Source organism: Sodalis sp. dw_96, from assembly GCF_018449575.1.
GTDB lineage: Bacteria > Pseudomonadota > Gammaproteobacteria > Enterobacterales > Enterobacteriaceae > Acerihabitans.
Genome location: NZ_JAAVUT010000060.1, coordinates 1 through 643 on the forward strand (window position 1 = coordinate 1; position 643 = coordinate 643).

Here is a 643-nt window from a genome sequence, read left to right on the forward strand (position 1 = left end):
GAGCCTATTCCCGACCCGCATCCCGACCCGGGCACGATGGTGGAACGCCCGGAAGATTCCAGCTATGGCGCCAACCTGGCCGCCGCCAATACGATGTTCGCCGCCAGCCTGGATACCCGTTCCGGCATGACCACCTATATCGATCCCATTACCGGCCAACAGCAGACCACCAGCCTGTGGATGACCAATGAAGGCGGCCACAACCGCTCCCGCGATGACAGCGGACAGCTCAAGACCCAAAGCAATCGTTATGTCCTGCAAGTGGGGGGCGATGTGGGTCGCTGGAGCAGCAACGATATCGACAGCTTCCGCCTGGGTCTGATGGCCGGCTACGGCGACGCAAAAAGCAACACCGATTCACAGGTATCCGGCTACCGTTCCAGAGGCTCGGTGGACGGCTACAGCGTGGGGGTGTACGGCACCTGGTATGCCGATGCGACCGATCGCTCCGGGTTGTATGTCGACGGCTGGACCCAATACGGCTGGTTTGACAATACGGTGGAAGGCCAGGACCTGAATAACGAGAATTACAATTCCAAGGGCTTCACCGCCTCCCTGGAAAGCGGCTACACCTTTAATATCGGCGCCAACCCGGCGAAAAACGCCACCTACTATATCCAGCCCCAGGCCCAGGCCATCTGGA

Annotated in this window: 1 protein-coding gene; it reads left to right on the forward strand. The window is 60.0% G+C overall.

Annotated features, from left to right (window positions below):
* On the forward strand, window positions 1–643 hold a 643-nt coding region (locus tag HB631_RS26770), incomplete at both ends, for an autotransporter outer membrane beta-barrel domain-containing protein (protein WP_213994210.1).